Source organism: Devosia ureilytica, assembly GCF_024273195.1.
Taxonomy (GTDB): domain Bacteria; phylum Pseudomonadota; class Alphaproteobacteria; order Rhizobiales; family Devosiaceae; genus Devosia; species Devosia ureilytica.
Map to the genome: position 1 here is coordinate 477,600 of NZ_JAMZCU010000003.1, position 22,476 is coordinate 500,075.

At 62.1% G+C, this 22,476-nt stretch carries 21 protein-coding genes and 1 pseudogene; 12 read left to right on the top strand and 10 right to left on the bottom strand.

Annotated elements, in window-relative coordinates:
* Nucleotides 1–73 precede the first annotated feature (73 nt).
* Nucleotides 74–979, top strand: coding sequence for a DMT family transporter (locus NIM87_RS10105; protein WP_254674534.1), 906 nt, complete (start codon nucleotides 74–76; stop codon nucleotides 977–979).
* A 4-nt stretch (nucleotides 980–983) separates the two neighbouring features.
* On the opposite strand, the gene NIM87_RS10110 is transcribed toward NIM87_RS10105, so the two are convergent.
* Nucleotides 984–1,373 (bottom strand): DUF2147 domain-containing protein, encoded by a 390-nt coding sequence (locus NIM87_RS10110; protein ID WP_254674535.1) that lies wholly within the window; start codon nucleotides 1,371–1,373, stop codon nucleotides 984–986.
* A gap of 355 nt (nucleotides 1,374–1,728) precedes the next feature.
* Between NIM87_RS10110 and NIM87_RS10115 the strand changes: the two genes are divergently transcribed.
* From NIM87_RS10115 to NIM87_RS10140, 6 genes are all read left to right on the top strand, one after another.
* A complete protein-coding gene (locus NIM87_RS10115; protein WP_254674536.1) occupies nucleotides 1,729–2,322 on the top strand; it encodes a thymidine kinase in 594 nt (197 codons plus the stop codon).
* 3 nt (nucleotides 2,323–2,325) lie between these two features.
* Nucleotides 2,326–2,715 carry an acyl-CoA thioesterase gene (locus NIM87_RS10120; RefSeq protein ID WP_254674537.1) on the top strand — a complete coding sequence of 130 codons (390 nt, stop codon included), beginning with the start codon at nucleotides 2,326–2,328 and terminating at the stop codon, nucleotides 2,713–2,715.
* A gap of 219 nt (nucleotides 2,716–2,934) precedes the next feature.
* The gene (locus NIM87_RS10125; RefSeq protein ID WP_254674538.1) at nucleotides 2,935–3,591 is read left to right on the top strand and encodes an SH3 domain-containing protein; all 657 of its coding nucleotides are present in this window, start codon (nucleotides 2,935–2,937) and stop codon (nucleotides 3,589–3,591) included.
* A 118-nt stretch (nucleotides 3,592–3,709) separates the two neighbouring features.
* Nucleotides 3,710–4,282, top strand: coding sequence for a peptidase inhibitor family I36 protein (locus tag NIM87_RS10130; protein WP_254674539.1), 573 nt, complete (start codon nucleotides 3,710–3,712; stop codon nucleotides 4,280–4,282).
* 165 nt (nucleotides 4,283–4,447) lie between these two features.
* Nucleotides 4,448–5,089 carry an SH3 domain-containing protein gene (locus NIM87_RS10135; protein ID WP_254674540.1) on the top strand — a complete coding sequence of 214 codons (642 nt, stop codon included), beginning with the start codon at nucleotides 4,448–4,450 and terminating at the stop codon, nucleotides 5,087–5,089.
* 167 nt (nucleotides 5,090–5,256) lie between these two features.
* A complete protein-coding gene (locus NIM87_RS10140) occupies nucleotides 5,257–5,631 on the top strand; it encodes a hypothetical protein (RefSeq protein WP_254674541.1) in 375 nt (124 codons plus the stop codon).
* A gap of 27 nt (nucleotides 5,632–5,658) precedes the next feature.
* Here NIM87_RS10140 and NIM87_RS10145 read toward each other — a convergent pair whose 3' ends face one another.
* The 3 genes from NIM87_RS10145 to NIM87_RS10155 are packed head-to-tail and all read right to left on the bottom strand — an operon-like array spanning nucleotide 5,659 to nucleotide 7,510.
* Complete coding sequence (locus tag NIM87_RS10145; RefSeq protein ID WP_254674542.1) at nucleotides 5,659–6,159, bottom strand: hypothetical protein; 501 nt, start codon at nucleotides 6,157–6,159, stop codon at nucleotides 5,659–5,661.
* Nucleotides 6,149–6,724 carry a response regulator gene (locus tag NIM87_RS10150; protein ID WP_254674543.1) on the bottom strand — a complete coding sequence of 192 codons (576 nt, stop codon included), beginning with the start codon at nucleotides 6,722–6,724 and terminating at the stop codon, nucleotides 6,149–6,151. Before NIM87_RS10150 ends, NIM87_RS10145 begins: the two co-directional genes overlap by 11 nt.
* A gap of 36 nt (nucleotides 6,725–6,760) precedes the next feature.
* A complete protein-coding gene (locus tag NIM87_RS10155) occupies nucleotides 6,761–7,510 on the bottom strand; it encodes a FadR/GntR family transcriptional regulator (protein WP_254674544.1) in 750 nt (249 codons plus the stop codon).
* A 247-nt stretch (nucleotides 7,511–7,757) separates the two neighbouring features.
* Between NIM87_RS10155 and NIM87_RS10160 the strand changes: the two genes are divergently transcribed.
* The 3 genes from NIM87_RS10160 (at nucleotide 7,758) to NIM87_RS10170 (ending at nucleotide 10,750) form a co-directional block, all read left to right on the top strand.
* Nucleotides 7,758–8,783, top strand: coding sequence for a TRAP transporter substrate-binding protein (locus tag NIM87_RS10160; protein WP_254674545.1), 1,026 nt, complete (start codon nucleotides 7,758–7,760; stop codon nucleotides 8,781–8,783).
* A 72-nt stretch (nucleotides 8,784–8,855) separates the two neighbouring features.
* On the top strand, nucleotides 8,856–9,434 hold the full coding sequence (locus NIM87_RS10165) for a TRAP transporter small permease subunit (protein WP_254674546.1): 579 nt from the start codon (nucleotides 8,856–8,858) through the stop codon (nucleotides 9,432–9,434).
* A gap of 2 nt (nucleotides 9,435–9,436) precedes the next feature.
* Nucleotides 9,437–10,750, top strand: coding sequence for a TRAP transporter large permease (locus tag NIM87_RS10170; RefSeq protein ID WP_254674547.1), 1,314 nt, complete (start codon nucleotides 9,437–9,439; stop codon nucleotides 10,748–10,750).
* 45 nt (nucleotides 10,751–10,795) lie between these two features.
* Here NIM87_RS10170 and NIM87_RS10175 read toward each other — a convergent pair whose 3' ends face one another.
* On the bottom strand, nucleotides 10,796–11,167 hold the full coding sequence (locus tag NIM87_RS10175; protein ID WP_254674548.1) for a DoxX family protein: 372 nt from the start codon (nucleotides 11,165–11,167) through the stop codon (nucleotides 10,796–10,798).
* Between the two features lie 251 nt (nucleotides 11,168–11,418).
* Here NIM87_RS10175 and NIM87_RS10180 point away from each other — a divergent pair, with 251 nt between their 5' ends.
* Nucleotides 11,419–12,093 (top strand): polyamine aminopropyltransferase, encoded by a 675-nt coding sequence (locus NIM87_RS10180; protein ID WP_254674549.1) that lies wholly within the window; start codon nucleotides 11,419–11,421, stop codon nucleotides 12,091–12,093.
* A 2-nt stretch (nucleotides 12,094–12,095) separates the two neighbouring features.
* Here the strand turns inward: NIM87_RS10180 and NIM87_RS10185 are convergent, their stop codons facing one another.
* The 5 genes from NIM87_RS10185 to NIM87_RS10205 all read right to left on the bottom strand — a co-directional run bounded on the left by NIM87_RS10185 (nucleotide 12,096) and on the right by NIM87_RS10205 (nucleotide 19,563).
* Nucleotides 12,096–15,869, bottom strand: coding sequence for a glycosyltransferase (locus NIM87_RS10185; protein WP_254674550.1), 3,774 nt, complete (start codon nucleotides 15,867–15,869; stop codon nucleotides 12,096–12,098).
* A gap of 437 nt (nucleotides 15,870–16,306) precedes the next feature.
* On the bottom strand, nucleotides 16,307–17,434 hold the full coding sequence (locus tag NIM87_RS10190; RefSeq protein ID WP_254674551.1) for a YihY/virulence factor BrkB family protein: 1,128 nt from the start codon (nucleotides 17,432–17,434) through the stop codon (nucleotides 16,307–16,309).
* 53 nt (nucleotides 17,435–17,487) lie between these two features.
* A complete protein-coding gene (locus NIM87_RS10195) occupies nucleotides 17,488–18,519 on the bottom strand; it encodes a DUF3618 domain-containing protein (protein ID WP_254674552.1) in 1,032 nt (343 codons plus the stop codon).
* A complete protein-coding gene (locus NIM87_RS10200) occupies nucleotides 18,519–18,935 on the bottom strand; it encodes a phage holin family protein (protein WP_254674553.1) in 417 nt (138 codons plus the stop codon). The genes NIM87_RS10195 and NIM87_RS10200 overlap by 1 nt, the downstream gene beginning before the upstream one ends.
* The gene (locus NIM87_RS10205; protein WP_254674554.1) at nucleotides 18,922–19,563 is read right to left on the bottom strand and encodes a hypothetical protein; all 642 of its coding nucleotides are present in this window, start codon (nucleotides 19,561–19,563) and stop codon (nucleotides 18,922–18,924) included. Before NIM87_RS10205 ends, NIM87_RS10200 begins: the two co-directional genes overlap by 14 nt.
* Nucleotides 19,564–20,349: 786 nt before the next feature.
* Here NIM87_RS10205 and uvrB point away from each other — a divergent pair.
* Nucleotides 20,350–22,455, top strand: a pseudogene (uvrB, locus tag NIM87_RS10210) (excinuclease ABC subunit UvrB); the annotation flags it as partial.
* Nucleotides 22,456–22,476: the final 21 nt, after the last annotated feature.

A 22,476-nucleotide genomic window follows, 5' to 3' on the forward strand; every position in this document is an offset into this window, starting at 1 on the left:
CGGCAATTGCCAAGTCCGTTGAATCGAACAGGGCGGGGAATGACGCCCACCACGCCTGCAGAAAAGCAAAAAAATGTCCCGCCTCCTCGCCTCGCTCCTCCTCCTGCTGTGCACCATGTTCTGGGGCTTTGCCTTCATCGCCCAGAAATCGGCCATGGATGTCATGGGGCCACTCACCTTTTCCGGTGTCCGTTTCCTCATTGGCGGCCTGCTCATTCTGCCGCTGGCCCTGCATGAATTGCGCCGCAAGGCCGTCCGGCTCGGTGGCACGCAGTGGTTCTTCATCCTCGCCATGAGCACAGTGTTTTTCCTCGGCTCCTGGCTGCAACAGGCAGGCCTGCTCACCACCACCGTCACCAATGGCGGCTTCCTCACGGGGCTCTACGTGTTCTTCGTGCCGCTCCTGGGCTTCCTGCTGTTCCGCAGCCGCCCGCATCCGATCATCTTCATCGGCGTGCCGATGGCGCTGGTCGGCATCTATTTCCTCAATGGTGGCGGTCTCGACAGCTTCAACGGTGGGGATTGGCTGATCGTCGGCAGCGCCATCTTCTGGGCCCTGCACGTTATCCTGCTCAGCCATGTGGCACGCATGACCGGCCTGCCGATCTTTGTCTCGGCTGTCAGCTTCCTTTTTGCCGGCGTGGCGGCCAGCGCCCTGGCGCTCGGTACTGAAGCACCAAGCCTTGCGGCCATTTCGCTGGGCTGGGTCGAAATCGCCTACGCGGCCGTGCTCTCCACCGCCGTCGGCTTCACCCTTCAGGCCATCGGCCAGCAGCATGTGCCGCCAGCCAATGCTGCGATCATCCTCTCGGCCGAAAGCCTCTTCGCGGCTCTGGGCGGCGCTGTCATTCTTGGCGAACGCCTGCCCATGGTCGGCTATGCCGGCGCGGCGCTGATCTTTTCCGCCATTCTGCTGGTGGAAGCCATTCCGGCTCTTTGGGCCCGTCGCAAGCCGCACGAGCCCCGTATCGTCAACTGAGGGCCTACTCCGCGTAGCGATACATCTGATAGGTCTTGCAGATGATGAAGGCGACGCAGCCCGTGAGCGTGATCTGGTTGGCGCTGACCTGCGAGATGGTCCCCGCCGCCCGCTGCCCGTAGATATGCAACTCGCCCTTCCACTGCCCGGGCTTGGTCTGCCGGGCGTGATCGATCAGCAGCGTATTCATATAGGGCAGGTTCTCTGGGCTGTCGGCGCCATTGCCCAGCCAAACCAGTTCGGCGCACAATTGCGTGCCATCGCCGCATAGGCTCACGTCATAGCGCGAGTCCCGCATTTCGATTTCCCACATTCCGACCGGCGAAGCACTGGCCGGCACAATCGCTGCCAGACCAAGCGCAAGTCCAAGGGCCAAATGGGCAAGTCGCTTCATGGTGTTCTCCCGCACAATACAATGCGTCATTTCTGGTTTCCCGTGCCTGAACCCAAGCTGAACGGCTTTTGGTGGGCAATCTCTAAAATGAGGTCTGCACCGTCACTTACCCGTCATCTTGGACACATAGGGTCTGCGTGTCCCGGCGCCCCCATTGCCAGGACCTGCCGGTCCCGCGTCCCCAACGCCGCACCTGCATTGGAAGGCCCGGGCCGCCAACCCCCGGCTTTCCCGACCGAACATTCGGTCCTGGCCGCCTTCGGGCGGCCTCTTTTTTTGTGGAGCGGGTCCGATTTCACCTCGCGCCCGTCTCCACCCTGCGCCAAAGCTTAAAGCCGTTATTTCAGGCGCGACCATGGCCAAGCTCTACTTTTCCTACGCAGCAATGAATGCCGGCAAATCCACCTTGCTGCTTCAGGCCGCCTATAATTATCGCGAGCGCGGCATGCGCCCGCTGCTCTTTACCTCCGCGCTCTATGCCGAGGGCGGGGTTGGCCTCATTACCTCGCGCATCGGCATTGCCGAACAGGCCGAGCTCTATGCGGCTGGCGACGACCTCTACCAGTCCGTCCGCGACTATCACGAGGAATCCAAGGTCGACTGCGTCTTCGTCGACGAAGCCCAGTTCCTCACGCGCGACCAGGTCTGGCAACTGGCCCGCGTGTCGGATCGGCTGGGCATTCCTGTCATGTGCTATGGTCTGCGCACCGATTTCCAGGGCAAGCTGTTCCCCGGTTCGATGGAACTGCTGGCCGTCGCCGACACGCTGCGCGAAATCCGCACCATCTGTACCTGCGGATCAAAGGCGACCATGGTCGTACGCCAGGACATGTCCGGCCGCGTCCTGACCGATGGCGACCAGGTCTCGATTGAAAAGTCCGTCTACCTTTCCCTCTGCCGCAAGCATTGGGAAGAAGCGGTGGGCCGCTGGCCCGTGAAAGGACCCTGACCGATGCACACTGACGCCACCGAACCAAAGGGCGCGCTCACCATCCGCACCCTCGCCATGCCCGCCGATACCAATCCGGCCGGGGACATCTTTGGCGGCTGGGTCATGAGCCAGATGGATATTGCCGGCGCCATCGCTGCCGTCGAGCGGGTCAAGGGTCGCGTGGTTACCGTGGCGGTTGAGGCCATGACCTTCATCGCCCCGGTCAAGGTCGGTGATGTGCTCTGCGTCTACGCCTCGATTGAGCGGGTCGGCACCACCTCGATCACGGTGGGCCTTGAAGCCTGGGTCCGCCGTAATCGCCTTGATGACCGCACCAAGGTCACCGAGGCGCGCTTTGTCTATGTTTCGCTCGACGACAACGGCCAGAAGCGCCCCATCCCGACCAGCTGACCAGTTTCGTTCAGACTGCGTTCAGCCAGGTCCTGCTTAAGTCATGCTCAAGACACTGGCCGGTGCTATGGTGTAACAAGTTGATTACGCCAATAATGCTGTGCCGGAACTCTTTGCGCATCGACTCCGTTTCTGGAGTCATAATCAAAATGGCAAGGCTGCCGAAAAGCGTCGCCTCGGATGTCCGGGGCCGGAAAAGCCAGGCCGAGGGAGCATGACATGCATCGTCAAACACGTAAGAAACTTCTGAACCTGGCCACCGGCGTCGCTGTCGCCGCCGCTGCCGTCGTGGTTTTCCTGCCCGCCGCCCAGGCTGCACCGGGCACCGTGACCACCAATGTCAACGTGCGCTCCGGCCCTGGCACCAATTATGCCGTCGTCGATGTCGCCCGCGCCGGCCAGCAGGTCGATGTGCAGCAGTGCCAGGGTTCCTGGTGCTACGTTTCCAAGCCCGGTCCGGACGGCTGGGTATCATCGAGCTATCTCAGCGCCAGCGGCCGTCCGGTCAATCCGTCCAATCCGGGCATTTCCTTCGGCTTCACCATTGGTGGACCCAATGGCCCGCAGATCAGCATTGGCGTCGGCAACCAGCCGCAGCGCCCCGGCACGCGCCCCCCGGTCATCCAGCCGGTTGACGATGAAATCTGCTTCTATGATCGCACCCGCTTCCGCGGCAACAGCTTCTGCATGGATCCGGGTGAATCGACCCGCGACCTGCGCAGCTGGGCCGACCGGATTTCCTCCATCGACAATCCCGGCGGCTATGAGGTCCAGGTCTGTTCGGAGCCCAATTATCGCTCCTGCCGCACCTACACAACCAGCGCTTCCTCGCTGGGCGATTTCGACGACTACATCGTCTCGATCCGCACCCGCTGAGTTCTGTACTCGGCCCAATCCAATCGGCTGCAACGCCGCCCCTCACCGGGCGGCGCTTTGCTTTGCATCCGCCGCCGCACCGCGCTAACCTCCTGGCGCTTTCACAGATGGATTTGCCATGCGCTCGTTGCTCGCCCTTGGACTAGCCCTCGCGTTCTGTCTTGTTCCCGCAGCTCCTGCCCTATCCGCCTCCGAAGCCGGCAGCCATGGCTGGAGCCGCGAAACACTGGTCCTGCGCGCCGGCCCCGGTGCCCATTATGACGTTGCTGGCGAAATTCCCGGCAAGGTCGCCATCAAGGTGCTGCGCTGCCAAAAACTCCAGTGCCTGGTCGATGGCCCAGGTGGCCGCGGTTGGACCGGCAAGGCCGCCATCGATTTTGGCAAGGACCCGCATTGGCCCCTGCTGGACGCCGACAACAACTGGCCCGATCTCGCCGGCGGCCAGATGTGCTTTTACGAAGGCACCAATTACACGGGCCGTTCCTTCTGCGCCGGCACCGGCGAGGTGTTTCTCGATCTAGCCACCTGGGGCTGGGACAATCGCATCGCCTCGATCAAGGTGACGGTCCAGACCAGCGCCGCCATCTGCCGCGATCGCAACTTCCAGTCTTACTGCGAGCGTATTGCCGGCAGCCAGCCCAGGCTCGATCCGCTGCTGGCCCGCAAACTTTCTTCCATCCGCGTTTACTGAGCGTTCTCCGTTCAGTTTGAACGGTCTTTGCCGCCCGGTTTTCGGGCGCTTTGCCACGGCTGCCTAAATGCCCCATTCAGCGCCGGTTCAGCGCCAGAAGCGCCTTATAGCCCTCAGAAACGAGCTGCCGCAGCGGCTTGTCACACAACAAATGAGGGAAACCAAATGACCATCAAGCGCATCACGTTCGGCACCACCATTGCCGCTATCACCCTGCTCACCACCCTTGCCGCATCAGCCGCTCCCGGCGTTGCCACCGGCGCAGTCAATGTCCGCACCGGCCCCGGCACCGGCTATGCCAAGGTCGGCACCCTGGCCGCCGGCGAAGTGGTCGATGTCAAGCAGTGCCAGGGCTCCTGGTGCTTTGTGGACCGCAATTCGGGCACCGACGGCTGGGCCTCCAAGAACTACCTCGCACCCTATGAGGGCGGCGGCGGTGGCGGCGGCTCGGACGACACCGAAATTCCGTTCAACTTCGGCATGAGCGTCGGCCCTGGCGGCCCCAGCTTCTCCTTCGGCATCGGCGATGCCCCCCCGCCGCCTCCGCCGCCGCCCGCTCCGGCCAAGGTGTGCTTCTTCAAGGGCAACAATTTCTCCGGCGCCCAGTTCTGCGTCAGCGCTGGCACCGACGACCCCAACCTGCCCGGCGGCTGGAATGACTCCATCTCGTCCATCAAGGTTCAGGGCGGGGCCCAGGTCACCGTGTGCAAGAACGTCTGGTATGGAGGCTTCTGCACCACCATCTCCACCGACAAGCCCGCACTGGGCAGCTACAACAACGCCATTTCGAGCTATCAGGCCTTCTGAATACGCTCCGCCAAGTGATCAGGACGCCGCCCTTCGGGGCGGCGTCTTTTTACATTTGGTTCCCCAATATTCGCCCCGCTGTACCGGCCCGCGACGCAGCGCTACTCTCTCATTGTGCGCACGAATCGCCATCCTGGCGCCCGGCGCACCTTGGGGGGACTTTCAGCATGCCAAATCTGGCACAGGTATACTTCCGCACGGCCATTCTGTTTCTCATCGCCGGCATCAGCATCGGCATCTACATGTCGATGAGCGGCAATCACAACGTCGTGGGCGCCCACGCGCATATCAACCTGCTGGGCTGGGTGACGAGCGCTCTGTTCGGCACCTATCTGGCGCTCAATCCGGCCAAGGCCAACGGCACGCTGCCGCGCCTGCAGTACTTTATCTATGTGATCGGCGTCATCGTCATGGGCGCGTCGCTCTATCTGATGCTCGACGGCAATACGGCCATGGTTCCGGTCGTTGCAGGCGCTTCGCTGGTCGCCTTTGCCGGTGTCCTGCTCTTTGCCGTCATCATCTTCATGCCGGCTCGCAGCTAACCAGAATGCCCGACGCGCTGGCTTTGGTCAGCGCGCCGCCTTGGCCGTTGCGGCAACTCTGCCGATAACGCGGCTGGTCAGTCTTTCAAGGTCGCTGAGCAGGGGTTCAAAGGGCGCAAGGTCGCTCCCCCGGCACTGGTCCTGTTGTGCGAAGGCCAACGCATCAGCATAGCATGCCGCCTCTTTTGGGCGCATTTCGGCGCCGTCGATGACGACCGCGTCAAGGCAATCAAAACTATGCATCGCGACCTCGGTCAGCAGGTGCAATCCGGCAAGCCCAGCCAGGTCACGCGTCAGCGCCGCCCAGGTGCACCCCTGTGCCGCCTGGCCCACATCCCAGTTTCTCAGCAAGGCCAGCAGCGCGGACACTGCTGTTGTGATCTGCTTTTCGACGTCCGCCTTCATCGCGCGAACGGATCGATCCGAAGCCATATTGGCGCCGCTGCGGTTGATGCCGCCGGGTCGCACCGCCTCGCGATAAAACTTGGTCTTGACCGCCACCAGGCGACCGTTTTCCTCATTCGGCATCGTCGGCCTCCAGATCGCCGTCTGTGCTTTCGGTATCGCCCTGCCGACGCTTCGGGGTGCCGCCACGTTCGTCTTCTCGAAACCGGCGATCCGGGCCGAAATAGGTGGCGCTGTCCCAGAACGGGCGCGGCTTTCGGGCGATCCAGTTGATGCGATCATAGAGCACAACCGGTGCCACTGGCTTGGACAGCACGAAATTGGCGCCGCAATCACGGGCTTGTCCGACGCTGATGCGCCGCGCCGTACCCATTGTGATCACCATCGGAATGGCACGCCTCGGATGTTTGGTGTCGAGCCGTATGGCCCGCACGAAATCGAGCCCATTGCTGGCGCGACGATCCTTGTTCGCGGGACCCGCAAGATCGACTGCGCAAATCATGAAATCCACTTCGCGGTCGGTTAGCAACCGGGCCGCAGTCTGGGCATTGGTGGCTTCGTGTACAGTCTTGGCGCCAAAGCCGAACAGCAGACGGCGGAACAACTCACGATACAAATCACTGGGGTCGGCGACCAGAAAACCGACCTCCGAGAGATTGACTGAATCTTCCGCGAACTTGAGCGCCATGAAGGCAATGCTTAGCGCAAAACTCCTGACGCACCCTTAAACGCCAGGCCTGTTCTGATCGCCAGCGCTCTTCACGCCATCCATTTCGCCGAACGTATTGAACCCGTGGTTGAGGTGGAATTTCAGCGCATATTGATAGCCAATCCGGTCGCGCGCCCTTAGCGCGTCGATAATGGCGGCGTGCTGCTCAAAGGTCGATGTGCGGAAATCCTGACGCGACTTCCCCTTCTCCATGATGCGGATGATGATCGGCTTCATGATCCTGTAGGTCTCGTCGAGCGCGGCATTGTCAAGCACGCGCACCAGCCGCATGTGAAACGCAAAATCGGCCTCCGACGCCTCCGGGATCGTCAGCGCATCCCGCATCGCCTCATTGGCCGCTGTCAGGTCCACCAGATCGACTTCCCGCAGCAGATCCATGACGGAGTCCACCGAATTGACCTCGATGAGGGATCGATATCCCTGGATATCGGAAAAGGTTTTGCGCGAGATTTCGAGCGTATTGAACGTGAACAGGTCCATTGCCCGCGCCATGCGGTTGTCGATGATCGTCGCGCCGACCTTGGGCCGCACGTCCACCACGCCATAGGCCTTGAGCATGCGCATGGCTTCGCGCACCGTGTTTCGGCTGGTGGAGAACCGCTCGCACAACTCGCGCTCAGATGGCAGGGCATCGCCCACGCTCAGCGTCTGCTGGTCGATCATGGCCCTGATCTCGCGCACCAATGTCTCGACCGCCGAGGACTTTTCACCTTTGCCGGTCTCCATCTCCTCGCCGCCTGTCATCGTCAGCCCCCTCCCGAACCCTCGGCATTTTGTAGGACCACGCATCGCCAGAATGCAAAGTATTTCGCGGGATAGGCCCGATTGCTGGTGAAAATGTATCGATTTCATTGAAACTGGTTGGGCAAAAAAGCGAAAACGCCGGACCTTGCCCATTGATCATACTTTTAATCCATGCAAGTTCTGGCGCGCTGCGACGTCGGGAGTCATCGCACAATCAATCAGACGTACGTCTCAATGGGAGGAAAGCATGGGGATTTTTAATCACCTGTCGAAATTCGCCGCCGTAACCGTTTCGCTGGTCGCCATGAGCGGTGCAGCGCTGGCCGCTGACTACAACTGGACATTCCAGACCTCTGAAACTGCCGGTGAACCGGGTTTCGTCAACAAGACCAAGTGGGCTGCCGACGTCGGCGTGCTCTCCGGTGGTCGCATTGCCATCGAAGTTCTGCCCATCGGCTCGGTTGTTCCGCACACCGATACGCTCGACGCTGTCGGCGCCGGCATTCTGCAGGGCCACCTGACCGACCCGAGCTACTTCTCCGGCAAGGATCCCGCCTTCGCCATGATGGGCAACCTCGTCGGCGCCTGGAGCGATCCCTTCGAGCTGCTCGGTTTCATGCAGTCGGGCGGCGGCAATGAACTCTATGCCGAACTGGTCGAGCCCTATGGCGTCCACTTCATCGGCGCAGCAGCCACTGAGCCGGAAGCCTTTGTTGCCGGCGTGCCGATCCGCACCGTCGAAGACCTCAAGGGCGTCAAGCTCCGCGCGCCTGAAGGCATGGTCTTCGAGATTTTCTCCAAGGCTGGCGCCGCCCCTGTGTCGCTGCCCGGTTCGGAAATCTTCTCGGCGCTCGACAAGGGCGTTGTGGACGCGGCCGACAACACCGTCTTCGCGACCAATCAGGCTCTGGGCATGAACGACATTGCCCCCTATCCGCTCTATCCCGGCTTCCACTCGCTGCCGCTCATCGACATTTCGATGAACAAGGAAATCTGGGATGGTCTGCCGGAAGACCTGCAGGCAATCCTGACCGCCTCGGTCAGGCAGTTCAGCTTCAACCACATCTATTCGGTGCGTCAGCTCGACGCCGCTGCTGTCACTGAAGCCAAGGCCAATCCTGAGATCGAGATCATCAACTGGTCGGGTGACGAACGCGCCAAGTTCCGTCGCATCGCGCAGGAAGAATGGCAGAACTGGGCTTCGCGCAGCGAGATGACCCAGCGCTACTACGACACGGTCACTGCCTATCTCACGGGCCGCAACCTGCTCTAGTACCGCTCACTGTCGGAGATAAGCTGCGCCCGGCGACCTTTCGTCGGGCGCAGATGTATCGGGGAGGAAATCATGACCAAAGAAGCTGAGATCATTGCCGCTGTGGAGGACGGGGACGCCGAAATCCGCACCGGTTTCGACCGTGTGATCGCAGGGTCGAGCAATATTCTGGCATGGGCGATCTTTGCCGCCTTTGTCATCACCGTCGTCGAAGTCATTGCGCGCTACGTGTTCGACAGCCCGACCTTCTGGGCCCACGAAAGCACCACCTTCCTGATCGCGGCGACCTTCCTGATTGGCGGTCCCATCGCCCTGGCCCGCGACAAGCATATTCGCGTCCGCATGTTCTACGACGCCGTCACCCCGGCCCGCCGCCGCCTCCTCGACATCGTCAATTCGGTCATCGCGCTCGTCTTCTTTGCCGGCCTGGCCTATGCGGGCTGGATCATGGTTGGCAAATCCTGGTTCTCACCCATTGGTGAACTGCGCCTTGAAGGCACTGGCACGTCCTGGAACCCACCCACCCCGGCCCTCCTCAAAATGCTCGTCCTGGTCGCCGTTGGGGTGATGTTTGTCCAGACCCTGCTGCACCTGATTGCGGCCATTCGGCGCGATGTGTCGTCGCCGTCCACGACCGCCGGGGAGAAATAATCATGGGCCTGAGCGCTCTCGGTATTGAATTCGGCTCCTATGTTCTGGTCGCCGCCATCTTTCTGCTGCTGCTGACCGGCCAGCCCCTGGCCTGGGTCACCGGGCTTGTCGCCCTGATCTTCACCTTCGGCTGGTTTGGCGGCATGGCCCTGCCGCTGGTGACCTCGCGCATTTTCGGTTTCATCACCGAATATTCGCTCGTCGCCATTCCCATGTTCATTCTCATGGCCGCACTCCTCGACCGCTCCGGCATCGCCAGATCGCTGTTCAGCGGCATGCGGATCCTGGCCGGTCGTTTGCCCGGCGGCGTTGCCGTGCAAACGCTCATCGTCGCCATCCTGATGGCCGCCATGTCCGGCGTCATCGGCGGTGAAATCGTGCTCCTCGGCATCCTGGCCCTGCCCCAGATGCTGCGCCTGGGCTATGATCGCAACCTGTCCATCGGCGTCGTCTGTGCGGGCGGCTCGCTGGGCACCATGATGCCGCCCTCCATCGTGCTCATCATCTATGGCCTCGTCGCCAGCGTCTCGATTGCCGACCTCTTTGTGGCTGCGGTCACTCCGGCGCTGCTGCTGCTGGCCTTCTATGTCGCCTATGTGCTGTTCATCTGCTGGCGCAACCCCACGCTTGGCCCGCCGATGACCAAGGAGGAGATGTCCCAGGAATCCCTGGGCTCCGCCCTCAAGTCCCTGGCAGCGCCCCTGTTCATCGTGCTGGTCGTTCTGGGCTCGATCTATGGGGGCATCGCCTCCATCACCGAGGCTGCCGCGCTTGGCGTGTCCGCCGTGCTGCTCATCTCGCTGTTCCGGCGCGAACTGACCTTCAAGATGCTGCAGGACAGTCTCGTCCACACGCTTGAAACCTGCGGCATGATCATCTGGATCGGCATCGCGGCCGCTGTGCTGGTGGGGGTTTATAACCTCATGGGCGGCAATCGCTTCGTTGCCGACGCCATTCTGGGCATCGACGCAGCGCCTGTGGTCATCATCATGGTGATGATGCTCATCCTCCTGGTCCTGGGCATGTTCCTGGACTGGATCGGCATTGCCCTTTTGACCCTGCCCATCTTCGTGCCCATCGTCATCCAGCTCGGCTACGACCCGATCTGGTTCGGCATCCTGTTCGCGGTCAATATGCAGGTCTCCTACCTGACCCCGCCCTTCGGCCCTGCCGCTTTCTATCTCAAGAGCGTGGCCCCGAGGGAAATCACCCTCAAGCACATCTACACCGCGTTGCTGCCCTTCATCGCGCTGCAACTGGTGGTGCTGGCCATCATCCTTTTCTTCCCCCCCATCGCCACCTGGGCGGTCAACTAAACCTGAAAAGGCCGGGCGATCTGCCCGGCCTTTTGCTTTGGGCCATCACCGCACAAGCGGAAACACCGCCCGCACCTTCTCCTCGCGCAGCCAAAGCGCCAGCCACACCGCGATCCCCAGATAGATCGAAAACAGCGTGTGACTGAACAGCGGATTGTCGACCCGCAGATTGGCCGCCAGCGACCCGCCCAGCAATCCGGTGGTCAGCGCCGCGCCCAGCAGCGCCGTGCGTGGAATGAGGAACAGAACCATGCAGACCACCTCGATTGCGCCGATCAGCACCAGATATTTCATCGGCCACCCCACCACCTCCATGGTGGAGGTCGCCGCCTCGATCCCCATGAATTTCGGCGCCGCCGAGGCCCCTGCCAGAAACAGCGCGATCAACACGCTCAACACCCAACCTGCAATTTTCATTTCACTTGTCCCCGTGGCGAACCCTTCGCCTTCTGCCAACGCGACGTTGGGCTCGCCCCATTTTCGACCGCGTCTATCGAAAATTTGACCCTTTCCCGCAACGCATGCTGATCGTCTCGCCCCCGCTCGGGCTGTGCAACATCTGGACAATTGTGGACGCGTCGCTCCAGCAGGCTTGACCTCCCTGCTCCTCCCCCTATCAGGAAGAAGCCGGGTGGGGGTAACCTTGGCCCAACACATAAGGACACCCCATGATCCCTTGGCAAAAACTCGGCGAGACCACCATGCCCGGCGGCGGCCCGATGACGCTGATGCAGCGCGGTACCGAGTTCTCCGTTATGTCCGGCGTCATCACCCTGATGAACAGCCGCATGAGCAATTCCGAGGAGCAACTCGCCAGCATGTCGGCCTCCCGCATCGGATCGCGGTCCGCTGCGCGCGTCCTCATTGGTGGCCTCGGTCTGGGCTTCACCCTGCGCGCCGCGCTCAAATGCTTTGCCGCTGACAGCGAGATTGTGGTGGCCGAGCTGGTGCCCGAAATCGTCGAATGGGCGCGTGGCCCCCTTTCGCCGCTCCACGGCGATAGCCTCGACGATCCACGCGTCCGCATTCACCTGGGCGATGTGTCGACGGCCATCAGTGCCGGCAAGCCGTTCGACGCCATCCTGCTCGACGTTGACAATGGCCCCGACGGCCTGTTCCGCCCTGCCAATGATCGCCTCTACAATGCCGCCGGCCTCGCCGCCGCCCGCGCCGCGCTGACGCCGGGCGGTCATCTGGCGATATGGTCATCCCACCCCGACGCCCGCTTCACCAAACGCCTCAAGCAGACCGGCATGCAGGTTGACGAAGTCACCGTCCGCGCCCGCAACAACGGCAAGGGCGACCGCCACACCCTTTGGTTTGCGACCAAGGCGGGCGGCTGACCTCAGGCCTTGCGATACTGCACGCCGGCCGAACCAAGCGCCGGAACGCTGGCGGAGCGCTGCAAATTGCCCCATCCCACCATCGTCCCGCGCACTGCCGTCAATGTGGCCTTGATCGCCACCAGGTAAAGCAGCTGCCGGTAGTAGAAGCGCTGCGGCAGGAGCCAGGGCAGCAGGCGCCAGTCCTCGCGCCGTTCGTGCCAGAAGGCGACGGCGGCGGCCAACAGGTCAAGCAGAATGAAGGCTCCGAACAGCGCCAGGAAGATCAGCGCCTCGGTCAGCCCGATCACGCTTGATCCCGTAATCATCTGCGCGCCCAGCCCGATCAGGATGCCCAGGGCCACCAGATCGGCGAGCGGCGCCAGAAGGGGGAAGACAATCTGGAACAACAGGATATTGGGCATGCCGATCAGGGCGAATGCCTTGGAATCCCGCAGAGCCAGGGCGCCGCGATGCTTCTGGGTCACTTGCAACATGCCGAACATCCAACGGAAACGCTGCTTGAACAGCTGATGTGTCGTTTCCGGTGCTTCAGTTAGCGCAATGGCGCCCTCTTCATAGGTCACCTTGTATCCCGCGCGCAGAATGCGGATCGTCAGGTCGGCATCTTCTGCCAGCGTATCGGTACTGTAACCGCCCAGTTCGATCACCGTATCCCGCCACCAGGCCCCCACGGCGCCTGGAACCACGGTGATGCAATTGAGCAGGTCAAAGGCTCGCCGGTCCAGGTTTTGCGCGGTGATATATTCCAGCGCCTGCCAACGAGTGAGCATATTGAGGCGATTGCCGACCTTGGCATTGCCGGCAACGGCGACAACGCGATCATCGTGGAAATGACCCACAAGCCTGGAAATCGTGTCCGGCATGAAAATGGTATCGGCATCGAGCGCCACGACGACGTCGACATCGAGCATCCTGAAGCCGAAATTGAGCGCTGCCGCCTTGCCGCCATTGGGTTTGGTGACCACTTCGACGCGCGGCTCCTCAGCAAAGGCATCGCGGCAGATCGCATATGTCTGATCCTTGGACCCGTCGTCCACAACCAGAATCTTGAGGTTACTATAGTCGGACTGAAGCAGGGACTGCACCGTCTTGAGAACAACCTTTTCTTCGTTGTAGGCGGGCACGATCACACCCACGCGCAGGCCGTCCTGCGCTGGCGGCAAGCGGCGATGCGGACGCCGGAAAGCGGCCAGCGTAATCAGGATCACCGAGCGGGCAATGCCCAGCCCAATGGCCAGCAGGAACAGCCCCACAATGAGTTTTTCGCCTTCGCGCAACAGGGCAAATCCCAGCGTCTGCGCTAGCGTCTGCCAACCAAGGTCGGCCGGCGCGTAAGGCATGACCTCGTCGGCGCTCAGGCCGATCAGCTCGGAGACCGCGACAAATCGATACCCGCGTGCCTGCAACGTCTCGATAATCTCGGGAAGAGCATCGACTGTGGCTTGGCGGGGTCCACCACCGTCATGCAAGAGGACAATATTGCCGCCACCCTCAAGAATGCCGTCCACCGTATCCGAGACGATGCGATCTTTGTTGGGAAGCCACCAGTCAACCGGATCGATATTCATGTTGACCGTGACATAGCCCATGGCGCCAACGGTCTCCAAAGGCGCGATTTGCGAGGGCGTGATCGGATTTGCGTCCACCGCATAGGGCGCGCGGAACATCGCCATTTGCCGGCCGGTTATGCTTTCGAACACACGCTGCGTCGCATTGAGGTCCAGGCGCAGCATATCCGCACTCATGGTCGAAATATTGACATGCGAGTAGGTGTGGCTGCCCACTTCATGGCCTTCCGCCACGACACGTTCAACCAGCTCGGGATGCCGCAGCATCTGCGCGCCAACGGCAAAGAATGTGGCCGAGACGTCATAGCGCGCCAGAATATCAAGGACTTGCGGGGTGAAGGTCGGATCTGGCCCGTCATCGAAAGTCAGCGCAACCAGTTTGGCGTCGCTGGCTCCCCAGTGATCGATTTCATAGGCGCGCGGGATAAGATCGACCTTGGCTGCGCGGATCAGCCCCGCCTCAAGGCTCAGCGACCGCCTGCCCGTGCGCGGCAAATCAACGAGCTTGATGACTTCGCCAACGCCATTTCGGGCGATCTGATATTTGTAGTCGATCTGTTCCAGCGCCGCGGCACTGGCCCCATAGGGGTCGGACAGGATCTGCCAGATGCTCGCATCTTCAGTTCCCAGTCGGTTCAGTGCAATGCCGTGCGGCGCCACCGCCGCCAGGCTCCTCATCTGGTTGAAGGCGCTGACCCCATCGAGCATCCAGACGGTATGCCTGCCGTCCTCCGCTGTGTAGGTGAAGCGGTTGTTGAGGGCCTCGACGTCCAGGGCAATCTCGCCCCCTGCCCATTCGGCGCGTCGAAAGGCCTCGAGCACGGAGATCGCTTCTGCCGTTTCGCCGTCCTTCCAGTCCAGTGCAAAATTGGCAATGGCAAAGACCAGCTTGTCCGCCGATATGCGCCGCCGCCAGGAGGCCAAGCGCTCTTCGAACCAGAGCTGAGAAGCCATCGGGCCCGGTGACCCGGCCATGGTCGTCTGGCCCTGGATTTCAACGATGAGCACATCGACAAGATCAGCAAAAAGCGTCGCGTCCAACGCGCCGCCTTCAATGTTGACCACATGCTGCAACCGCAGCCCCTCGGCTTCAAGCAATGGCTTGAGCAGGCGAAGGAAGCGGAGATGATCCGCCCGGTCATCCACCGCCAGGCCTACAAAGCGAAGTGTTAGACCATCGAAATCGTTATCGACCAGATAGGCGATGACCGATGCAGCAAGCCTGTTCGCTGCCTCCGGTGAGCGTAGGACTGACCGCAGGCGCTCTGCCTGCCATGCGCCGTCTGCAAAATTGGTCAGAACCGGCATGATCTGAAGGTCGGGATGAGCATCATCGCGCAGCGCCAGCGTTTGCTGTGTGCGCTGTCCTCGCTCAACAGTCACCGCACCCTGTTCGTCCCGCAGTGTGATCCACTCGGGCAGCAGAATATCGATATTGCGAATGTGCTCAGCCAGCGAAGACGCGCTGGCCTGATCCCAGTTGACGTGAAACGCCTGAATTTCAGGATCGACCGGCGATGCTGTGAACTCCTGTGCGGCCACCGGCGGCGCCAGCACGGCAAATAAAGTACCGAGGACAGTGTCGAGCAGTGTCGGCTCGACAGCGCCCAGGTCCATGTCATCGGACTGAGGGCGTCCCAGGGTCACGAAGGAACCGCTCGTGCCCAACGTGACCGTAGTCCCGCCATTCCCGCCGCCGAGCGTCGTAAAGCTGGGGCTGGATAGACTGGCCGGCGGCGGCGGCTGCCTTTGATGCTGGTCTGCGAGCACCAGTTGAAGGGGGGCTACTGCCGGGCGCGGACGCGGCAAGGGTGGCGTGGCGACGGCGATTTCCGCCAAGGAAATCGGGTCCGGCACTGCCTCAACCACTGCATCGACCGTGCTTTCGCCCTGCGTCGAGGCCATCACGACAGTTGCAGTGACAGCCAATGGCATTTGGGCTGGCCGCCGCACAAGGGCGCCCGTATCGACGCTCGGCTCGTTCGGCAGGCTGGCGACAGCAGCAACCGGACTTGCGAGCGGCACGGGACGAATGGTGGGAGTCTCGACGATGGCCAGGCCCAGCATGCCCAGCAAAACGGCGACAAAAATACCCAAGGCGCTGGAGACCAACGAAAAGCCGAACCAGCGCCGACGCGAAGCATCGTAGAAAATCGGGACGCTTCCGTGACCCGCCTGATCTGTATTTACCGCCGCAATACTCATCCGCCACAATCTCCCGCATGATCGGCGCGACACCCGCCTGCATGCTTAAGGAAATGTTAATAAGGAAGAGGCGTCGGTATCTACAAGGTTAACAAAGCGTTACAGTAAACAGCCGTGGAGTTCATTAAAATTGAATGGAAATATCTCCGCGTGATTTCCGCACCTGCAGACCGTTCAACTGACCTGAGGCCAGCTATTGTCTGGCCACTTGCTGCCACCCAAAACTCAGGAGTATTGACCGGCCCGATCCCCAATTGTCGCGCCATGATTGCGCGCGCCGCGGTGCGGCCTGTTAGCGCTCTGTTCGCCTCGTGCTAAGACCAATCGGCATTCAGCTCAGGCTCAGCCGAAAATGTCGGTTTTCGAGAACCGGAGCGCAGCCGCATTTGGGTACGTGAGTGCCGGATGCGCAGAAAACTGCTGTTTGCAGGCCAGCATCAGTTGAATGTCGATTGATCCTGACGCCGCCCCGCGTTCCCGGGTCTTTGACGCTCGACTGCCAGCATGACCATCGCAGCAGGTATCGCAAAAACCAGGCCGCCCAGGGACACCTTGTTGCGACGTCGATGAGCCTTTGGAGAGACATCCTCGCCCGGCCACGGCGCCCCGACATGGTCGGCCACATAGGCGCCGCGCTGACCCAGGGGCTCCCATGCGCCAGTCGTCGAATCCTGCGCCGTCTGGTGCTCGATTTCCGCATTGGCCATGGCGCCCACGATGATCACCGTTGCCGATATCCAAAGCCATGTCATCAGGCCGATCACCGCCCCCAGCGACCCGTAGGCTGCGTTGTCGTCGGAGAAATTGGCGACATACCACGAAAAGCCGACCGACCCAGCACCCAGGGCGACCACCGCCAGCACGACGCCGGGCGTGATCCAGCGCCACTTGGCCTGCTGGCGGCTCGGGCCCCAGCGATAAAGAGCGGCAATCATCAAGGACAGAAGCAGGAGCATGGCGAGATAGCTCGCGATGCGCACTGTCCATTCCAGGCCCGCGCCCATGGGAAGGAGGCTGACGATGAGGGGCATCACCAACACAACCGATACGATCAGCACCGCAGCCACTGCGCCGCCCAGCGTGAACAACAGCGATAATGCAATGATATGAAAGAAATTGCGGCGCTCTTGTTCGCGATAAGCCACGTTCATGGCCTCGAACAGCGCCTTTACCCCGGCGCTGGCGCTCCACAGGGCAATGCCGAGGGACACAATCAAAGTCCACCCAAGGGTGTCATTGCTTTCCGAGGTGAGGCGCGTCAATTGCTCGGTAACGACGGACAGAGCACCCGGCGGCACGATGCCCCGCAACAGCTCTACTTGATCGAGCACGCTGGCACGGTCGTTGAACAGGCCATAAATGGACACAAAGGCTGTCAATGTCGGGACCAGCGACAGCAGCAGGTAAAAACTGACCCCCGCCGCCGTGAGCAGGATGTGGTTCTGGCCAATGGCCCTGGCCAGCCGCCCGGCAATGTCCTTCCATCCGGTCCTCGGAATTTCTTTCGGCTCGTCGGCCTGCCTGCCGCGGCCCTCCGTCCAAGCGGGATCATTCGGGGGTGCCATGTTCGCCTCAGAACAAGAAAGCTGCGGGCACATCGCACCCGCAGCCTGTATGGTCAGTGGTTTCCGTCGGTCGTGTCGTGGCCGGTTGAGCCCGTCAGGCTCTCCTTGGCGCGGTCATAGGTCCGACCGGCTTCGGTGGCAGCATTCTCGTAAAGCTCGACCGCCTTGTCTCGGCCCTGCTGATAGAGCCCTTCAGCCTGCTCGGCAGCCACGGATTTGAGACCGTCGGCGGTTTCGCCCATCAGCTCATCCTCCTGCTTGGTATGCGGCAGGGCCGAGCCGAAGGCAGCGCCGGCGGCAAAGGCCAGAGCACCTGCGACCAGTGGTTGATCGCGAAACTGGTGCATGATCGTCTGGTTGAGCGAGTTGAACTGCTCGCCAACCACCTGCCCGGCATGCTCGGCCTGGGCCCTACCTTTGGCCATGCCGTGGCTGACAGCCTCGCGAGCGCCATCGACCATGTCGTGCGCGCGCTGCCAGGTGTGAGAAGCCCAACCGCTCGCCTCGTCCAGCAGATTGCCTGCCTCATCGCGGAAGTGCTGGATCTGTTGACCTGCCTGATCGGTGAAGCCGCGATAGGTCTTGCCGGTTTCATCCATGAAATGCCCGGCCCGCCGACCCGCTTCATCGGACGCCGCACGGTACTTTTTGCCCGCGTCGTCGATGAACTCGCTGACATGGGCGCCGTGCTCGTCCTTCTGATGCGATACCCGCTGCATGCTGGTGCCCGAAATGATGGCCACCGGGTAGTCCTCATAGGGACCATGCGCGCCATACCCGCGACGGGCATTGATGCTGTTGTCCCACTGCCGGTCAGTCTCGGCCGTTGTCGGAACGGGTTTGGCAATCAGCCAGGCCAGGCTGACGCCCAACAGGGCAACCGGCAGCGGGTTATGGGTCACATTGCGCTGCAAGCCGGAGAAAAATTCTCCGCCGCCGCCCTTGGCATAGGCCAGGACCTCGTCCACCAGCTGCCCGGGCGACAGCCGTTCCTGGATAGTGTCCAGTCGATCTTCCAACTGGGCCCGTTGCTGTTCGACTTCGCGCTGCAACTGGGCGGAATTCTTTGTGTCATCGTAAGCCATTAGAGCCTCTCCTTGACCATATCTGCGTCACGACCCAGAGAAGTCGTGGTCCGATTGAGATTGAGATTGGATGCCTTGAGCGTGTTCAAACCCTTGGAGATGAACATCCAGGCGATGATACCCACGACGATGGTGACGATGCCGGCCGCCAAGGCGTTCGACAGTGTGGGGTCCATGCCTTGGGCAACGAACATCGACGCGACCAGGGTGACGATGGCGCTGAGCAATACGCCCAGGGCGCCAAGGGCCAGCACGCCCCCGATCAGCAAGGAGACTGCCCCGCCCATCATCTCGCCGACCTTCTCGGAAGTCTCGGCCTTGGCCAACTGGATTTCCTTGCGGAACAGCCCGGAAATATCGCTCACCAGGCCAGACAGCAGCGTCGAAAGTGAGCTGTCCTGATTAACCTGAGACATTGCCACCTCCCGCATAGTTCCCGCTGGACTGGCCATAGGCAGATGAACCCGACGTGCCGGCGCCCCCGGCATCGCTGGTGCCATAGCTCGCGCCCGAAGGGCTCACCGCGCCGGAATTGGTCCGACTGTCCGGGTTCTCTCGGCGCTGCGCCGAAGCGCCGGCAAAGCGGCTGGCCAGGAAGCCTGCCAGGGCCGCACCGCCCAGAAAGGCCAGCGGCTGCGAGCGGCCGAAGCGCTCTGCCTCACCGAACAGTTCGTCGACATTCTTGCCCTTCACCTGCTGGCCGAAGCGCTCGAGGCCGTTGGCGAGATCGCGCATGTAGCGCGCCGTTGTCGCCTGGTCGCCGTCAAGCTCGTCGGCAACCCGGGACATCGCCGAGGCCACGCCTTCGACCTGTGTGGCGACGAAGTCTTTCTGGTCTGTGGCAAAGGTCTTCGCCTTCTCGGCAGCCTTGTCGACCTGATGCTGCGCCTCTTGCTTGAGGTTCTGCACGTCGTGAGCAGCCCGTTCACTCACGGCATCGAGATCGTGCTGAAGGCGGCTCGCCGCATCATTGGCGTCTTGCCGGGCCTTGTTCTCGGCATCAGACATGGGAAGTCCGTAGGTTTCCGGCTGATCGCTGTTCATTGTCATCTCCTCATAAGCTTGGGCGTTCAGCGCCCTTGTGGGACATCAATGGCGTGGCGCGGGCTCGGTTCCGGTCTCACGCATAATGTGTACGAAGCGACGGCTCCCGGTTGTCAGTTCGTCTCCGGTTCATCCGGCGTCACGACGTCGCCCAGCCGCCTGTTCCCTCTCCGTTCGCCTCGTGCTAACACTCGTGATCCATTCCCCTGCTGACATTGCGTGACAGAGCGCCCATCTATGGGATCATCTGTACCGCCCCCCTGTTGCTGATCTTGCGAGCGCGCCATGGCCCCCAAATCCACCCGTCCGGGAAAAGCCGAATTCTCCATCGACGAGTTCTTTGCCGAAATCGAGAAGGCCGAGGACATGCAGGCGAGCAAGCCGCTTTATGCCGAGCGCATGAAGAACAAGCGCGCCCTCGACCGGGCCGACGCGGCAGAGAAGGAGGCAGCGGCGCCCCAGCCCGCCCGGCGCGAGGGCGAAAAAAAGACCGCCCTCGAAAAGCGCCGCACCACCAAGTCAAGCCACGACACCGCCACCGGCATGTCCGCCAAGGCCGGCAAGACCAAGATCAACTCGGTGGACCGCGTCGATGTGGAGGGTTTTGGCGAAGCGCCCCAGGCCGGCTTCGGCCACATGCCGTCCCAAAAGCTCACTGCCCGCGATATCTCCCGCACTGCCGCCGCCGATCCAGAGACCCAGGCCAAGCTGCGCGAAGCGCTCGACGCTTCGGTGAAAAAGAACAAGGCCCGCAACAACGAGGACGTGTCGGGCGCCACCACGGTCGGCGTCACCGCCACCGTCAAGGCGCTCGAGCAGATCATTCTGCATGGCCGCAAGGAGGTGGAAGGCTCCGCCCCCTGGATGCCGCACCGCCCCGAGCGCCCGGCCAAGCGCGGCGAGAGCAAGCCCTTCCGCCTCGTCACCGACTATGTCCCCGCCGGCGACCAGCCCACCGCCATTGCCGAACTCGTCGAAGGCATCGAGAATGGCGAGACCGACCAGGTCCTGCTCGGCGTTACCGGCTCGGGCAAGACCTTCACCGCCGCCCAGGTCATCGCCCGCACCCAGCGCCCGGCGCTGATCCTGGCGCCAAACAAGACCCTCGCCGCCCAGCTCTATTCCGAGTTCAAGGGCTTCTTCCCGGACAATGCGGTCGAGTATTTCGTCTCCTACTACGACTATTACCAGCCCGAGGCCTACGTCCCGCGCACCGATACCTATATCGAGAAGGAATCGACCATCAACGAGCAGATCGACCGCATGCGCCACTCGGCCACGCGCGCGATCCTCGAACGCGACGACGTCATCATCGTCGCCTCGGTCTCCTGCATCTATGGCATCGGCTCGGTGGAAGACTACACCGCCATGACCATCGACGTGCAGAAGGGCGAAAAGATCGACCAGCGCCAGCTGCTCGCCAAGCTCGTGGCCCTGCAATACAAGCGCGGCGACACCGGCTTCGTGCGCGGCACCTTCCGCGTGCGCGGCGATACCGTCGAGATCTTCCCTGCCCACTATGAAGCCGCCGCCTGGCGCGTCACCCTCTTCGGCAACGAGGTGGAATCGATCACCGAATTCGACCCTCTAACGGGCAAAAAAAGCGCCGACCTCACCTTCATCCGCGTCTATGCGAACTCTCACCACGTGACGCCGCGCACCACGATGAACCAGGCGATCAAGCAGATCAAAGCCGAGCTGGCGGCGCGCCTGCAGGAGCTCAACGGCGCCGGCCGGTTCCTGGAAGCCCAGCGCCTCGAACAGCGCTCCCTCTTCGATCTCGAAATGATGGAAGCCACCGGCTCCTGCGCCGGCATCGAGAACTATTCGCGCTACTTCTCCGGCCGCAAGCCCGGCGAGCCGCCCCCGACGCTGTTCGAATATCTCCCCGATGACGCCCTGGTCTTTGTCGACGAAAGCCATGTCACCATCGGCCAGCTCGGCGCCATGTATCGCGGCGACCTCCGCCGCAAGGCGACCCTGGCCGAATACGGCTTCCGCCTCCCCTCCTGCATGGACAATCGCCCCCTCCGCTTCGAGGAGTGGAACGCCATGCGCCCGCAATCGGTCTATGTCTCGGCCACCCCCGGCTCCTGGGAAATGGAACAGACCGGCGGCGTCTTCGCCGAACAGGTCATCCGCCCCACCGGCCTCATCGATCCCCCGGTCGAAATCCGCCCGGCCACCCATCAGGTCGACGACGTCATCGACGAAATCCGCCAGACCATCAAGGCCGGCTACCGCACCCTTTGCACCGTCCTCACCAAGAAAATGGCCGAGGACCTCACCGAATATATGCACGAGCAAGGCATCCGCGTGCGCTACATGCACTCGGACGTCGACACCATTGAGCGCATCGAGATCATCCGCGACCTGCGCCTCGGCGCCTTCGACGTGCTGGTGGGCATCAACCTCCTCCGCGAAGGCCTCGACATCCCCGAATGCGGCCTCGTCGCCATTCTCGACGCCGACAAGGAAGGCTTCCTCCGCTCCGAAACCTCACTGATCCAGACCATCGGCCGCGCCGCCCGCAACGTCGACGGCAAGGTCGTCCTCTACGCCGACCGCACCACCGGCTCCATGGAACGCGCCCTGGCCGAAACCAACCGCCGCCGCGAAAAACAGATGGCCTACAACCTCGCCAACGGCATCACCCCCCAATCCGTCAAAGCCCGCATCAACGACATCGTCGACAGCACCGCCGAACGCGACCACGTCACGATCAGCATCGGCAAGGGCAAGGACGGGAAAGAGAAGGTCGTCACCGGCGACAACCTCGCCACGGTCATCAAGGACCTGGAACGCGAAATGCGCGAAGCCGCGACGAACCTTGAGTTTGAAAAGGCGGCGCGGCTCAGGGACGAGGTCAAGCGGCTGCGGGAGATGGAACTGGATACGCTCGAGGGGGAGGTA

Coding starts and splice junctions, on each gene's coding strand:
- NIM87_RS10200 (WP_254674553.1), bottom strand. CDS start 18,935: ATGTCTCAGGTTAATCAGGACAGCTCACTTTCGACGCTGCTGTCTGGC.
- NIM87_RS10120 (WP_254674537.1), top strand. CDS start 2,326: ATGCACACTGACGCCACCGAACCAAAGGGCGCGCTCACCATCCGCACC.
- NIM87_RS10185 (WP_254674550.1), bottom strand. CDS start 15,869: ATGAGTATTGCGGCGGTAAATACAGATCAGGCGGGTCACGGAAGCGTC.
- NIM87_RS10165 (WP_254674546.1), top strand. CDS start 8,856: ATGACCAAAGAAGCTGAGATCATTGCCGCTGTGGAGGACGGGGACGCC.
- NIM87_RS10125 (WP_254674538.1), top strand. CDS start 2,935: ATGCATCGTCAAACACGTAAGAAACTTCTGAACCTGGCCACCGGCGTC.
- NIM87_RS10160 (WP_254674545.1), top strand. CDS start 7,758: ATGGGGATTTTTAATCACCTGTCGAAATTCGCCGCCGTAACCGTTTCG.
- NIM87_RS10140 (WP_254674541.1), top strand. CDS start 5,257: ATGCCAAATCTGGCACAGGTATACTTCCGCACGGCCATTCTGTTTCTC.
- NIM87_RS10205 (WP_254674554.1), bottom strand. CDS start 19,563: ATGAACAGCGATCAGCCGGAAACCTACGGACTTCCCATGTCTGATGCC.
- NIM87_RS10105 (WP_254674534.1), top strand. CDS start 74: ATGTCCCGCCTCCTCGCCTCGCTCCTCCTCCTGCTGTGCACCATGTTC.
- NIM87_RS10130 (WP_254674539.1), top strand. CDS start 3,710: ATGCGCTCGTTGCTCGCCCTTGGACTAGCCCTCGCGTTCTGTCTTGTT.
- NIM87_RS10155 (WP_254674544.1), bottom strand. CDS start 7,510: ATGACAGGCGGCGAGGAGATGGAGACCGGCAAAGGTGAAAAGTCCTCG.
- NIM87_RS10135 (WP_254674540.1), top strand. CDS start 4,448: ATGACCATCAAGCGCATCACGTTCGGCACCACCATTGCCGCTATCACC.
- NIM87_RS10175 (WP_254674548.1), bottom strand. CDS start 11,167: ATGAAAATTGCAGGTTGGGTGTTGAGCGTGTTGATCGCGCTGTTTCTG.
- NIM87_RS10195 (WP_254674552.1), bottom strand. CDS start 18,519: ATGGCTTACGATGACACAAAGAATTCCGCCCAGTTGCAGCGCGAAGTC.
- NIM87_RS10150 (WP_254674543.1), bottom strand. CDS start 6,724: ATGGCGCTCAAGTTCGCGGAAGATTCAGTCAATCTCTCGGAGGTCGGT.
- NIM87_RS10190 (WP_254674551.1), bottom strand. CDS start 17,434: ATGGCACCCCCGAATGATCCCGCTTGGACGGAGGGCCGCGGCAGGCAG.
- NIM87_RS10170 (WP_254674547.1), top strand. CDS start 9,437: ATGGGCCTGAGCGCTCTCGGTATTGAATTCGGCTCCTATGTTCTGGTC.
- NIM87_RS10110 (WP_254674535.1), bottom strand. CDS start 1,373: ATGAAGCGACTTGCCCATTTGGCCCTTGGACTTGCGCTTGGTCTGGCA.
- NIM87_RS10145 (WP_254674542.1), bottom strand. CDS start 6,159: ATGCCGAATGAGGAAAACGGTCGCCTGGTGGCGGTCAAGACCAAGTTT.
- NIM87_RS10180 (WP_254674549.1), top strand. CDS start 11,419: ATGATCCCTTGGCAAAAACTCGGCGAGACCACCATGCCCGGCGGCGGC.
- NIM87_RS10115 (WP_254674536.1), top strand. CDS start 1,729: ATGGCCAAGCTCTACTTTTCCTACGCAGCAATGAATGCCGGCAAATCC.